Here is a 12968-nt window from a genome sequence, read left to right as displayed (position 1 = left end):
AAAAACAATAAGGTTGTTGGAATTCATTCGGCGAACGCATGGCGCTCGCTCTCGATGCCCGTCATCAGCGCCGCCATGTCGAGGATCAGCGCGACATCGCCGTTGCCGAGGATCGACGAACCGGACAGGAAACGCGCGCCGGCGAACACCTTGCCGAGCGGCTTGATCACGGTCTGGAATTCGCCCAGCAGCGTGTCGACCACGAGGCCGGCCCGGCTGCTGCCGTAACGCACCACGACGATGCTCTGGCGCCGTGCCGGCGCGCCGGCCAGCTCGAAGCGTTCGCGCAACCGCACGAACGGCAAGGGCGAATCGCGCAGATCGACAAAGTCTCTCCCCGGCTCGTCGCGGAACTCGATGCATTCCTCGACCATGTCCATCGGGATCACGAACACCGACTTGCCGACCCCGACCTGGAAACCGTTGATGATCGCCAGCGTCAGCGGCAGGCGCACGGTCACCGTGGTGCCGGCGCCTTCGGTGCTGGCGATCTCCACGCTGCCGCGCAGGGCAACGATGTTGCGCTTGACGACATCCATGCCCACGCCGCGGCCGGACAGGTTCGTCACCTGCTCGGCCGTCGAGAAGCCCGGCTCGAAGATCAGGCCGAAGATTTCCTTGTCCGACAGCGCGCGGCCCGGTTCCACCAGGCCCCGTTCGATGGCCTTGGCCAGGATGCGGTCCCGTTTCAGGCCGCCGCCATCGTCGCTGACCTCGATCACGATGCTGCCGGAGTCATGGTAGGCGTTCAATGACACCGTGCCCTGCGCCGGCTTGCCGCGCGCCAGCCGCACATCGGCCGGTTCGATGCCGTGGTCCATCGCGTTGCGCACCAGGTGCGTCAGCGGATCGCCGATCTTCTCGACCACGGTCTTGTCCAGCTCCGCATCCTCGCCGCTGACCTCCAGCTGGATATCCTTGCCGATCTCGCGCGACACATCGCGTACCACGCGCTGGAAGCGGTTGAACGTGGCGCCGATCTTCACCATGCGCAGCTGCAGCGCGCTGTCGCGCACTTCTTCCACCAGGCCGGACAGCGTGGACGTGCATTCGAGCAGTTCCGGAATCTGCGTGCGCCGCGCGATCAGGTTGGCGCCGGCGCCGGCGATGATCAGTTCGCCCACCAGGTTGATCAGGTGGTCCAGCTTGTCCGCGTCCACCCGGATCGAGCGGTTTTCCGCCGGCGCCGCCTTCGGCTCCGGCGCCTGGCGCTGCTTGGCAAGCGCGGCCTCGACGACCGGCGGCCGCACGGCGCCCTGGCCGACCAGGATCTCCCCGATCGGCGTGCCGGCCATGCCGGCGGCGGCCTGCACCGCGAGCGCCTGTTCCAGTTCATGGGCCGTGACGCTGCCGCAGCGCACCAGCATTTCGCCCAGGCGTTCGCGCTGTTCAGGCACTTCGTCGAGCCAGGCGATGTATTCGGCGATCCGGCTGTCCGGCGGCAGGATGCGGATCTGGCAATCGTCGCGCACGAAGTCGAACACGCCGTCGATCGCCGCCTTGTCGACGCTGGAGAGGAAGCCGATCTCGAAGCCGAGGTAGCACGATTCGGGGTCGAACGCGTTCGCCGCCGGCAAGGCATCGGTCAGCGTGGCGATGCCCGTGATCTCGCCCATCTGGCCCAGGTAGCGGATGAACGACAGCGGATCCATGCCGTTGCGCAGCACGTCGCGGCCGAAGCGCAGCGAGATGTGCCACTGCTCGGCCGCGGCGGCTTCAGGCACGGGCGCGGCCGATACCTTGGCGGCCGCCGGCGCGGCGCCGCCATCAAGGTAGCCCTGCAGCGCGGCCAGCAGCGGCGCGCCGGCCGATACCAGCACCGCATCGCTTTCCAGCGTGCCCGCCTCGACCGCGTCGACGAGGTGGCCGATATGGTCGCAGCAGCCCAGCAGCAGCGTCACCAGCGCATCGTCGACCGGCACGGCGCCGTCGCGCACCTTGTCCAGCACGCTCTCGGCCACGTGGGTGAAATCGACCACCGCATCGAGGCCGAACATGCCGGCCGATCCCTTGATCGTGTGCGCGGCGCGGAAGATCGCGTTGACCGCTTCGGCGCCGTCCTGCGCCACGGCCAGCAGGGCGTTTTCCATCTGCTCGAGCAGCTCGCGGCTCTCGGCGATAAAGGTCTGCATCACCTGGTCGATGTTCATGCCGCGGTTCCTTCGCCGGTTGTTTCCACGATGCCGTCGAACGGCACGCCGAGCAGTTCGAACACGTTGCGCACGGCGGCGCTCGCGCCCTGCACGCGCAGTGCCTTGCCGAGGCTCGCGGCTTCCTGCCGCGCGACCAGCAGCAGTTGCAGGCCGGCGCTGTCGAATTCGGTCACGGCGGTCAGGTCGAACGCCGGCGCGGCGTGCTGCCGCACGGCGTCCAGCAGCGCGTCCTTCAGTTCCGCCGCGCGGTAGATCGTCAGCTCGCCTTCGACCGCCAGGGCAACAGCCTGCCCCTGGCGCGCTTCGCCAATACTCATGTGGTTTCTCCGTGGATGGCATCCCGCCGGTCGGCGGGAGCCCGATGGATCCCGCAGTCGGCGGGAGCGTTCGTTACAACCTTGCGCCGTTACGGCATGACCAGTTTCTGCACCGCCGCCAGCAGCGCGTCCGGCTTGAACGGCTTGACCATCCAGGCGCGCGCGCCGGCCGCCTGGCCCTGCGCCTTCTTGTCCGCCTGCGATTCGGTGGTCAGCATCATCACCGGGGTGAACTTGTAGGCGGGGCGGGTCTTCAGCTCGCGGACGAAGCTGATGCCGTCCATGTTCGGCATGTTGACGTCGCTGATGATCAGGTTGACCTTCTGGCCCGTCAGCTTGGCCAGCGCGTCGACGCCGTCGTGGCCTTCGATCACGTCATAGCCGGCCTGGCGCAGTGCGATGCCGACGACCTGGCGGATCGAGATCGAATCGTCGACCACCATGATGGTTTTTGCCATGTGAAGCTCCTAGAAAAATGTGATTTCTTCATCCTGCTGCGGCGCCGGCTTGGCGCTGCCCAGGTGAAGCGTATGTTCTTCGGCCATTGCGTACGTGCTTTCCAGCTCGGCCAGCAGCGCGCGCGAATCGAGGGGTTGCAGGCCGGCGGACGATGGCGCCGCCGATGCCTGCGCCTGCTCGTCGAGGTAGGACGGCAGGCGTGCGATGTTCTGCTGCACGTGCGACAGGATCTGGCTCACGCGATCCTGGAACTGCAACTGCACCAGCGCATCGGCCACTTCCGCCTTGATGCCGGCGCTTTCCTGTTGCAACAGGTCGGACGACTGCACCAGCGCATCCGTCACGCCGCGGAACGACGACAGCACGGTGCCGATCATCTGGCCCGAGGCCTGCACCGCGTGCTCTTCGGCGCGCATCGAATCGCCGGCGGCGCTGCAGGTGGCATCGATCGCCGCGCTGATCTGGCCGACCTGCTGGGCGATGTGCTTGCCCGCGTCGGCCGAGCGGTTCGACAGCATCCGCACCTCGTTGGCGACGACCGCGAAGCCGCGGCCGGCCTCGCCGGCACGCGCCGCTTCGATCGCCGCGTTCAGCGCCAGCAGGTTGGTCTGCCAGGCGATGCTGGCCACGTCGGCCGCCATCTTCTGCAGCTGGGCCGTGATCTGCTGCAGGCCTTCGATCTTCTGCAGCATCTGCTGCTTGCTGGCGGCGGCACTGGACAGCATGTCCAGCAGCGAGCGCAGTTCCTTTTCGCTGGCGGCGAATACTTCGACGATGCTGCCGCCTTCATGGTGCCGCGCGGCGCCGGAGGCGGCCAGTGCCTGTTCCAGCTTGAACACGATGCCGGAAAAGCGCTCGACCAGCGCCACGACGGCCGTTTCCATCTGGCCGCGCGACGCATCGATGTGCGATGACCATACGCCGGACACCTGCTCGGCGAACTGCCGGCGGCTGGCCAGGTAGTCGTCCGGCCGTGCTGCCACCCCGGGTGCGGTGCCCCAATGGACGAAAGCGAAAACACCGGCGGCCAGCAGCGCGGCGGCGATCAGCCAACCGTGCCATTGCCAGCCGGCCAGCGGCACGATGGCGCAGCCGGCTGCGAAAGCCAGGGCCAGGGTAAAACAGGATTGCAGGGGGCGTTGCCGCATCACGCGTCGCTCCGTCTCGTGGACCAAGGGTTTAAGAAGGCATGGCGATTACCGTTTTGGATAATCGGATATGCGTTCGATTGCATATCGCTCGGAACATATGATTGCAGGTTTTATTGCTGTGACGCAAGAAGACGTTTAACAATTCGGTGGGAGCGGTCGCAAAAATCCGACAGCTTGAATCACTGCCAACGTATTGTCTCGATTGAACTTTTTGTGAAACCCGACAGATAGTCGGTACGGGCGGGAGGATATTTGAAAATCAGGCAAATGTTAATTCATGAACGGCATGCCTATAATGCATTGGCATAAAATAATAAAACCGGCTTATCGCCGGCTTTCATCGCGCATCCGGAAACAGGACCGATCCGGCCGCATGCGGTCAATCGCGGTGCGCCGGGGTGAACCCTGCCAGCGCCGCTCCCACGCCATACTGGGGCTGGCCCGACATATCCTGCAGGTCGGCCCCGGTGCCGTAGGAACGGCCCAGCATGAAGGTGACCGGCACCATCAGCAGCCATGGCATGCCACCCCAGGCAAGACTGGCCGCCAGGACAAACGCCAGCGCAACAGCAAACAGTGCGAGCCGCGGATGGCGGCGTGTCGAGATGAAAACAGCATGCATCGAAGGTCCTTTCGGGGAAAACCGCGAAGCATCGAACACGGCGCAATGTGTAAAGTGCAAATCATGGCGCAAACATGGTGGCCACGGCCGCCGTGGGTGTTCAACGTTCAACAGAAATGAGTAATCCTCGAGTTTAGAAACCTGATGCGAGTTCGTTCTGATCGGGCGCAAGGATTTTGCCTGGCAGGCAGCTTTATGTTGCCCAATCAGCTTGACGCGCTGGAAGATGCCGCCGCCTGCCCCTTGTTACCACGCTATCGGGCAAGCGCTTCCTGCGCAATCGCCATCGTTGCCGGCCGTGCCGGAACAGCGCCATGCAAAACGGCGCCCGCGGGCGCCGTTGTCATGAAGCGGGAAAAATCAGCCGCGCAGTGCGCTGGCCGCCTTCGCCAGCGCCGTGATGTGCGCCCAGTCGCCGGCCTTCATCGCTTCCTTCGGCGTCAGCCACGAGCCGCCCACGCAGGCCACGTTCTTCAGCGCCAGGAAGGCCGGCGCGTTTTCCTGCGAGATGCCACCGGTGGGGCAGAACGTCACGTCCGGCAGCGGGCCGCCGATACCGTTGAGCATGCCGATGCCGCCGGCCGGCACGGCCGGGAACAGCTTCAATTGCCTGAACCCCTGCTCGCGCGCCTTCATCACTTCCGAAGGCGTCATCACGCCCGGCAGCAGCGGCAGGCCGGACGACCTGGCGGCGGCGATCAGCGCATCGGTCAGGCCGGGCGACACGCCGAACACGGCGCCGGCGTCGCGCGCGGCGGCGAATTCTTCCGGCTGCGTCAGCGTGCCGACGCCGACGATCGCACCTTCCACTTCGCTCATGGCCCGGATGGCACCCAGGCCGTGGGGCGTGCGCAGCGTGACTTCGAGCACGCGGATGCCGCCCGCCACCAGTGCTTTCGCGAGGGGCACGGCGTGGTCGGGATCATCGATCGCGATCACCGGGATCACGGCCGAGGTACGCATAATGTCGAGTAGGTTCATGGTCATTTACGCTTTCTTGGCAAGGAAATCTTCATCGGAACCGGGCACGGTGTTGCCCACGTCGTCACCGCCGTGCAATTCGACGGTGGTATCGATCGGCGACGGCAGCGGGAACGTGGCGGCGCCCGCCTCCGCGGCCGATACGCTGTTGCGGAACATGGAGAACAGTTCGCGGCCCATGCCCACGTGGCTCGGCGTCAGGTCGGCCTGCGCCAGCGCGCGGCTGTGCCACACGTCCGAATCCACCTTCGCTTCCAGCGTGCCGGTGGCGGCGCAGACGGTAAGGATGTCGCCGTCGCGCACCAGGCCCAGCGGACCGCCGGCCAGCACTTCGGGCGACACGTGGATCGCCGCCGGCACCTTGCCGGAAGCGCCGGACATGCGGCCATCGGTCACCAGCGCCACCTTGCGGCCCGCATCCTGCAGGTTCGCCAGCGCGGGCGTGAGCGAATGCAGTTCCGGCATGCCGTTGGCGCGCGGGCCCTGGAAGCGGATCACGGCCACGAAGTCGCGATCGAGCTTGCCGGCCTTGTAGTCGGCCATGAAATCTTCCTGCGAGTTGAACACCAGCGCCGGCGCTTCCACGGTACGGTGCTCCACCTTCACGGCCGACACCTTCATGATCGCGCGGCCCAGGTTGCCTTCCACCTTGACCATGCCGCCGTCCTTCGAGAAAGGCTCGGCGGCGGTGCGCACCACCTTGTCGTCGCCCGATACGGCCGGCGAATCGCGGAAGACCACGCCCTTGCCGCCTTCGCCCAGGAAGGCTTCCTTGCAGTGGTTGCGCAGGCCCTTGCCGAGGATCGTGGTCACGTCCTCGTGCAGCAGGCCGGCATCGAGCAGTTCGCGGATGATGAAACCGGTACCGCCGGCCGCGTGGAAGTGATTCACGTCGGCTTCGCCGTTCGGGTAGATGCGCGCCAGCAGCGGCACCACGGCCGAGAGGTCGTTGAAATCGTCCCAGTCGATCAGGATGCCGGCCGCACGCGCGATCGCCGGCAGGTGCAGCGTGTGGTTCGTCGAACCGCCGGTGGCCAGCAGCGCCACGATCGCGTTGACGATCGACTTTTCGTCGACGACGTGGCCCACCGGGATGTATTCGTTGCCCAGTTCCGTGATCTGCGCGGCGCGCTGCGCGGCGGCCGCGGTCAGCTGGTCTCGCAGTTCGGTGTACGGCGTGATGAAGGCGGCGCCCGGCAGGTGCAGGCCCATCACCTCCATCAGCATCTGGTTGCTGTTCGCGGTGCCGTAGAAGGTACAGGTGCCCGGGCCGTGGTACGACTGCGACTCGCCTTCCAGCAGTTCCTCGCGGGTGGCCTTGCCTTGCGCGTAGCGCTGGCGGATCGCCGCCTTTTCCTTGTTCGACAGGCCGGAAGTCATCGGGCCGGCCGGCACGAACACGGCCGGCAGGTGGCCGAAGTGCAGCGCGCCGATGACCAGGCCCGGCACGATCTTGTCGCACACGCCCAGGTAGACCGCCGCGTCGAACATGTTGTGCGACATGGCGATCGCCGTGCTCATCGCGATCGCATCGCGCGAGAACAGCGACAGTTCCATGCCGGGCTGGCCCTGCGTCACGCCGTCGCACATGGCCGGCACGCCGCCGGCGAACTGCGCCACCGCGCCCACTTCGCGCACCGCATCCTTGATGAGCGCGGGGAAGTGCTCGAACGGCTGGTGCGCCGACAACATGTCGTTATAGGCCGACACGATCGCCACGGAGGGTTTTTTCACCTCTTTCAGCACCAGCTTGTCGTTCGCCGGGAAGGCGGCAAAGCCGTGGGCAAGATTGGTGCAGGCCAGCGTGCTGCGCTGGGGACGGCCCTTGATGCGGGCCGCTTCGAGATGCGCCAGGTAGGCGCCGCGCGACGGACGGCTGCGCTTGATGATGCGCGCAGTGACTTGTTCGAGGACTGGGTGCAAGGCCATTATGCTTCCTTATCGATGAATTCCCGAAATTTTACTACAGAAGGCGAAGGGCGTGCTGCCTGCTCGATGTTCGAGCCAACCACCCGGCACAATCTGGCCGGACAGTGGCATGAATGGCAGGTTTTTTTGCCGGTTTGAGGAGTATAGCGTAGTGAATTTACCGCATTTTCCTGTATAGTTCTTCTATCCAAAACTGACACATATGCCTCATGCGCCAGCCTCTGCTTACCACCACCGCCGCCTACCAGGCCCTTCAATCCCATGCCGCCGATGCCAAGGACTGGCACCTGCGCGATCTGTTCGCCGCCGAGCCGCAGCGCTTTCCCGCCCTCACGGTCGATGCCGCGGGCCTGTTCCTCGATTATTCCAAGAACCGCATTTCGCAGCGCACGCTGGAACTGCTGACGGACCTGGCGCGCGAGCGCGGCGTGGAAGCGCAGCGCGACGCCATGTTCGCTGGTGAAAAAATCAATCTTACCGAACAACGCAGCGTATTGCACACCGCACTGCGTATGCCGCGCGGAAAGCAGCTCGTCGTCGACGGCCAGGATGTGAACGGCGACGTGCACGCGGTACTCGACCGCATCAGGACCTTCACCGACAAGGTTCGCAGCGGCAACTGGCTGGGCTACAGCGGCAAGCCGATCACCGACATCGTCAACATCGGCATCGGCGGTTCCGACCTGGGGCCGAAGATGGCCGTGCTGGCACTGCGCTCGTTCGCCCATCCGCGCCTGTCGATGCACTTCGTCTCCAACGTGGACGGCCACGACATGGACGCGGTGCTGACCGGCCTGAATCAGGAAACCACGCTGTTCATCGTGGCCTCGAAGACCTTCACGACTGCCGAGACGATGCTCAACGCGCAGACCGCGCGCCGCTGGTTCCTGTGCGAAGGCAAGGAAGAACACCTGGCGCGGCACTTCGTGGCCGTTTCCACCAATACCGAATCGGTCACGAAATTCGGCATCGACCCGGACAACATGTTCCCGTTCTGGGACTGGGTGGGCGGCCGCTACTCGGTATGGTCGGCGATCGGCCTGCCGGTGGCGCTGGCGGTGGGCTTCGGCTATTTCGAGACGTTCCTGGCCGGCGCGCATGCGATGGACGAGCATTTCCGCACCGCCCCGCTGGAGCAGAACATGCCGGTGCTGCTGGCCCTGACCGGCTTTTGGAACCGCGAGTTCATCGGCGCCGCGTCGCTGTCCATCGCGCCGTACCACCAGGACCTGAACCGCTTCCCCGCCTACCTGCAGCAGCTGGACATGGAAAGCAACGGCAAGCGCGTGACGAAAGGCGGCCAGCCCGTCGACACCGCCACCTGCCCGGTCGTGTGGGGCGAGTGCGGCACGAATGCGCAGCACGCCTACTTCCAGCTGCTGCACCAGGGTACCGACATCGTGCCGATCGACTTCATCGCCGCGCTGCTGCCCACGCACGACCTGGCCGGCCACCACGATGCGCTGCTGGCCAACTGCTTCGCGCAGTCGGAAGCGTTCATGAAGGGCAAGACGGCCGATGAGGTGCGCGCCGAGCTGGCCGCCCAGGGCCTGCCCGAAGCGAAGATCGACGAACTGGTACCGCACCGCACGTTCCCGGGCAACCGCCCGTCGAACACGATCCTGATGGAACACCTGACGCCGGCCACGCTGGGCGCGCTGATCGCGCTCTACGAACACAAGACGTTCGTGCAGGGCGTGCTGTGGGACATCGCCAGCTTCGACCAGTGGGGCGTGGAGCTGGGCAAGGTCCTGGCGAAAAAGATCCAGGCCGAGCTGGAAGGCGCCGTCGACCCGGCCGCGCACGACAGCTCGACCAATGGCCTGATCGTGATGGCCAAGGGAGCGAAGATCCATGACTGATCACGCGGTTGCCGTCGCCTTCGATGGCGCGATGCAGGTGGGCGAAGGCCCGCTGTGGGTGCCCGGCGAACATGCGCTGTACTGGGTGGATATCGACGGCCTGGCCGTGCACCGGCTCGCTCCAGATACCGGTGCGCACACGTCGTGGTCCATGGCGACCGAACCGTCGTCGCTGGCGCGGCATGCGGCCGGCGGCCTGGTGGTCGCCACGCGCGCCGGCTTCGTCCATCTCGATACGGGCACCGGTGCCACCGTCGAGATCGCGCCCTCCCCGTTCGACCGCGCGAAAGCGCGCTTCAACGACGGCAAACCGGATGCGGCGGGCCGCTTCTGGGTCGGCACGATCTACGAACCGCGCGACCAGCCGGCCGCCGAGATGTACGTGCTGGAAAAAGGCGCGGTACGCCTGGCCTGGTCCGGCGGCATGACGAACTCGAACGGCCTGGCGTTCAGCCCCGACAATCGCACGATGTACCACGCCGACACGACCTCGCACCGCATCACGCGCTACGACTTCGACCTTGCCGCCGGCGCCGTATCGAACGGGCGGGAAATGCGCCAGTTCTCGATGGACAAGGACAACGGCTACGGCGGCCGGCCCGACGGCGCCGCCGTCGACAGCGAAGGCAACTACTGGGTGGCGCTGTTCGAGGGCGGGCGGATCGTCAAGCTGTCGCCTTCCGGCGACGAGCTCGACGTGATCGCGCTGCCGGTGCGCTGCCCGACGATGGTGGCATTCGGCGGCGACGACCTGCGCACGCTGTATATCACGACGGCCGGCAAGCGCCCGGCCGCGGAGCTGGAACAATGTCCGCTGTCGGGCCGCGTGCTGTCGGTGCGCGTGCCGGTGGCGGGGCTGGTACAGCCGGCCTACCAGCCCTGACCAGCGCCGTCCTGAGCTGCAAGCTTGACGAATTTGTAGTATATTTTCGTCAAAAATTGCTTTTTCGGTAGTAAGTTTTCACGACCATTAGACGATACCCATCATGGCACTTTCCGATTTTGACCTGGTTCTGTTCGGCGGCAGCGGCGACCTCGCGATGCGCAAACTCCTGCCCGCGATGTTCTCGCGCGACGTGTGCGGCGACCTGCCGCCCACCGCGCGCATCGTCTGCGTGGGCCGGCACGACAACACCACGGAAGAATTCATCGGGATGGTCAATTCGACATCCCGGCCGCACATCAAGTCGCCGAAGGTGACGCCCGAGAACTGGGAACGCTTCACGCAACGCATCGTGTACGTGGCGCTGAACGCCACCGATTCGTCCACCTACCGGGCGCTGGCCGAGGCGCTGCGCCCCGATCCGGCGCTGAACCGCGTGTACTACCTGGCCACGCCGCCGGCGCTGTTCGCGCAGATCTGCGACAACCTGAAGGAAAACGGCCTGGTCACGCCGAATTCACGGGTGGTGCTGGAAAAGCCGCTGGGCCGCGACCTGGCGTCCGCCAAGCAGATCAACCGGGAAGTGGGCGAAGTGTTCGAGGAATCGCAGATCTACCGGATCGACCACTACCTGGGCAAGGAAACGGTACAGAACCTGCTGGCGCTGCGCTTCGGTAACATCCTGTTCGAGCCGCTGTGGCGCCGCGAATGGATTTCCGACGTGCAGATCACCATCGCCGAGAAACTGGGCGTGGGCAACCGGATCGGCTACTACGACACCTCGGGCGCGCTGCGCGACATGCTGCAGAACCACCTGCTGCAACTGCTGTGCATCGTGGCGATGGAACCGCCGGCATCGACGTCGCCGGATGCCGTGCGCGACGCCAAGCTGCAGGTGCTGCGTTCGCTGAAACGCTTCACGCCGACCACGCTGGCCCAGAATATCGTGCGCGGGCAGTACCGCGCCGGCCACGTCGACGGCCAGCCGGTGCCGAGCTACCGCGACGAACCCGATGCGCCGCAGGGTTCGCGCACCGAAACGTTCGTGGCGATGAAAGCCGAGATCGACACGTGGCGCTGGGCCGGCGTGCCGTTCTACCTGCGCACCGGCAAGCGCATGGCCGACGGCCTGGCCGAGATCGTGGTGCGCTTCAAGCAGATCCCGCACTCGATCTTCCAGCAGCCCACGTCGAGCTTCCAGCCCAATTCGCTGGTGATCCGCCTGCAGCCGGACGAAGGCCTGCGCATGAACCTGATGGCGAAGACGCCGGGCGAAGGCATGCGCCTGAAACCGGCCGAGCTGGAGCTGGATTTCCGCGAATCGTTCAAGGCTCCCCGCATGGACGCCTACGAGCGCCTGCTGCTCGACGTGCTGCGCGGCCAGCTGACGCTGTTCATGCGCGGTGACGAGCTGGAAGCGGCATGGGAATGGGTCGAGCCGATCCTGACCAACTGGGAACAGGACGACACGGCGCCGCTGCCGTACACGTCGGGCACGTGGGGGCCGGCCGCCTCGTCGGCGCTGATCGGCCGCGATGGCCTGCAGTGGCGCGAAGAAGCGCTCCCTGAAGACTAATAATGGGGAGCAAGGAGCCTGGCCTTGCAAGGCCAGGCCGTTACGCAGGCGCGAAGCATGCTTCGCGAAGCCGGAGCCCTGCATGGCTCCGGCGTTTCGCAGGCGCAGAGCATGCTCTGCGAAACCCCTGCTTCACCCCCTGCTTCACTTTTGATGGTTGATACGTAAATGCTGCTTGATTCCATCCGCACCCAGCTCGATTCGCTGTCGAAATCCGAGCGCAAGGTGGCACTGGCCGTGCTCGACAATCCGTCGCGCACGGTGAGCTCGAACATCACGGCGCTGGCGAAAAGCGCCCAGGTGTCCGAGCCCACCGTGGTGCGGTTCTGCCGCACGCTGGGCTACGACGGCTGGCACGAGTTCAAGCTGAAGCTGGCGCAGGGCCTGGCCGTTGCCCTGCCCGGCCTGAACGAGGCACCGTCGCAGGACGACCTGGCCGCGGACCTGATCAACAAGATCTGCAGCCGCTCGATCAACACGCTGCTCGACCTGCGCAACAACCTGCACCACGAGCCGGTGCAGCGCGCGCTGGACATCCTGTCGCTGGCGAACAAGATCGAGTTCTACGGGCAAGGCACGTCGGGCATCGTGGCGGCCGACGCGCAGCATAAATTCTTCCGCTCGGGCGTACCGACGGTCGCCTATTCCGATCCGGCCATCCACAACATCGCCGCGGCGCTGCTGCGCAAGGGCGATGCGCTGGTCGCCATCTCGCAGCGCGGCAACAGCCCGGCGCTGGTGCGCTCGGCGCAGCTGGCGCGCGACGGCGGCGCGGACGTGATCGTGCTGGCGCCCTCGGGTACGCCGCTGGCCGACCTGGGCACGGTGCTGATTCCGATCGACCTGATCTTCAACACCGATCCCTACACGCCGATCTCGGCGCGGCTGGCCTACCTCGTGGTCATCGACGTGCTGGCCGTGGGCCTGGCGCTCCAGCGCGGGCCGGAATTCCGGCGAAAAATGCAGAACGCGCAAAAGGCGCTGCAGGAGTTCGAGGTGCAGTTCGATTCGTTCATCGGCTAGAACTCACCGCAC

General features: G+C 65.7%; 11 protein-coding genes. 4 read left to right on the top strand and 7 right to left on the bottom strand.

All coding sequences use genetic code 11. The features are described from left to right. Nucleotides 1–23: 23 nt before the first annotated feature. From GJV26_RS20225 to edd, 7 genes are all read right to left on the bottom strand, one after another. Complete coding sequence (locus tag GJV26_RS20225) at nt 24–2150, bottom strand: chemotaxis protein CheA (RefSeq protein ID WP_155710542.1); 2127 nt, start codon at nt 2148–2150, stop codon at nt 24–26. Next, nucleotides 2147–2470 carry an STAS domain-containing protein gene (locus GJV26_RS20220; RefSeq protein ID WP_155710541.1) on the bottom strand — a complete coding sequence of 108 codons (324 nt, stop codon included), beginning with the start codon at nt 2468–2470 and terminating at the stop codon, nt 2147–2149. The genes GJV26_RS20225 and GJV26_RS20220 overlap by 4 nt, the downstream gene beginning before the upstream one ends. An 89-nt stretch (nt 2471–2559) precedes the next feature. Continuing rightward, on the bottom strand, nt 2560–2928 hold the full coding sequence (locus tag GJV26_RS20215; protein ID WP_155710540.1) for a response regulator: 369 nt from the start codon (nt 2926–2928) through the stop codon (nt 2560–2562). A gap of 9 nt (nt 2929–2937) precedes the next feature. Beyond that, complete coding sequence (locus tag GJV26_RS30575) at nt 2938–4077, bottom strand: methyl-accepting chemotaxis protein (protein WP_155710539.1); 1140 nt, start codon at nt 4075–4077, stop codon at nt 2938–2940. 382 nt (nt 4078–4459) lie between these two features. After that, nucleotides 4460–4702, bottom strand: a complete 243-nt coding sequence (locus GJV26_RS20205) for a hypothetical protein (RefSeq protein ID WP_155710538.1) — start codon at nt 4700–4702, stop codon at nt 4460–4462. 360 nt (nt 4703–5062) lie between these two features. Next, the gene (eda, locus tag GJV26_RS20200; protein ID WP_155710537.1) at nt 5063–5689 is read right to left on the bottom strand and encodes a bifunctional 4-hydroxy-2-oxoglutarate aldolase/2-dehydro-3-deoxy-phosphogluconate aldolase; all 627 of its coding nucleotides are present in this window, start codon (nt 5687–5689) and stop codon (nt 5063–5065) included. Continuing rightward, complete coding sequence (gene edd / locus GJV26_RS20195; protein WP_155710536.1) at nt 5690–7612, bottom strand: phosphogluconate dehydratase; 1923 nt, start codon at nt 7610–7612, stop codon at nt 5690–5692. It abuts the gene before it with no gap. Nucleotides 7613–7821: 209 nt separating this feature from the next. Between edd and pgi the strand changes: the two genes are divergently transcribed. The 4 genes from pgi (at nt 7822) to GJV26_RS20175 (ending at nt 12956) form a co-directional block, all read left to right on the top strand. Continuing rightward, nucleotides 7822–9474: a glucose-6-phosphate isomerase gene (pgi, locus tag GJV26_RS20190; RefSeq protein ID WP_155710535.1), complete on the top strand. Its 1653-nt coding sequence runs from the start codon at nt 7822–7824 to the stop codon at nt 9472–9474. Next, entirely contained in the window at nt 9467–10357 is an 891-nt protein-coding gene (locus GJV26_RS20185) for an SMP-30/gluconolactonase/LRE family protein (RefSeq protein WP_155710534.1), read from the top strand. The genes pgi and GJV26_RS20185 overlap by 8 nt, the downstream gene beginning before the upstream one ends. Before the next feature lie 103 nt (nt 10358–10460). Beyond that, nucleotides 10461–11933, top strand: a complete 1473-nt coding sequence (gene zwf, locus GJV26_RS20180) for a glucose-6-phosphate dehydrogenase (protein WP_155710533.1) — start codon at nt 10461–10463, stop codon at nt 11931–11933. Nucleotides 11934–12101: 168 nt separating this feature from the next. Continuing rightward, nucleotides 12102–12956: an SIS domain-containing protein gene (locus tag GJV26_RS20175; protein ID WP_130187991.1), complete on the top strand. Its 855-nt coding sequence runs from the start codon at nt 12102–12104 to the stop codon at nt 12954–12956. The last annotated feature ends 12 nt before the right edge of the window (nt 12957–12968 follow it).

The organism is Pseudoduganella dura (assembly GCF_009727155.1).
Classification (GTDB): domain Bacteria; phylum Pseudomonadota; class Gammaproteobacteria; order Burkholderiales; family Burkholderiaceae_D; genus Rugamonas; species Rugamonas dura.
This window is presented reverse-complemented; position numbering and strand designations above follow the sequence as displayed.

What these genes read in the sequence shown, in the direction of transcription:
- edd (WP_155710536.1), bottom strand. Translation starts at nt 7,612, where the DNA reads ATGGCCTTGCACCCAGTCCTCGAACAAGTCACTGCGCGCATCATCAAG.
- GJV26_RS30575 (WP_155710539.1), bottom strand. Translation starts at nt 4,077, where the DNA reads ATGCGGCAACGCCCCCTGCAATCCTGTTTTACCCTGGCCCTGGCTTTC.
- GJV26_RS20215 (WP_155710540.1), bottom strand. Translation starts at nt 2,928, where the DNA reads ATGGCAAAAACCATCATGGTGGTCGACGATTCGATCTCGATCCGCCAG.
- GJV26_RS20185 (WP_155710534.1), top strand. Translation starts at nt 9,467, where the DNA reads ATGACTGATCACGCGGTTGCCGTCGCCTTCGATGGCGCGATGCAGGTG.
- zwf (WP_155710533.1), top strand. Translation starts at nt 10,461, where the DNA reads ATGGCACTTTCCGATTTTGACCTGGTTCTGTTCGGCGGCAGCGGCGAC.
- pgi (WP_155710535.1), top strand. Translation starts at nt 7,822, where the DNA reads ATGCGCCAGCCTCTGCTTACCACCACCGCCGCCTACCAGGCCCTTCAA.
- GJV26_RS20175 (WP_130187991.1), top strand. Translation starts at nt 12,102, where the DNA reads ATGCTGCTTGATTCCATCCGCACCCAGCTCGATTCGCTGTCGAAATCC.
- GJV26_RS20225 (WP_155710542.1), bottom strand. Translation starts at nt 2,150, where the DNA reads ATGAACATCGACCAGGTGATGCAGACCTTTATCGCCGAGAGCCGCGAG.
- GJV26_RS20220 (WP_155710541.1), bottom strand. Translation starts at nt 2,470, where the DNA reads ATGAGTATTGGCGAAGCGCGCCAGGGGCAGGCTGTTGCCCTGGCGGTC.
- eda (WP_155710537.1), bottom strand. Translation starts at nt 5,689, where the DNA reads ATGACCATGAACCTACTCGACATTATGCGTACCTCGGCCGTGATCCCG.
- GJV26_RS20205 (WP_155710538.1), bottom strand. Translation starts at nt 4,702, where the DNA reads ATGCATGCTGTTTTCATCTCGACACGCCGCCATCCGCGGCTCGCACTG.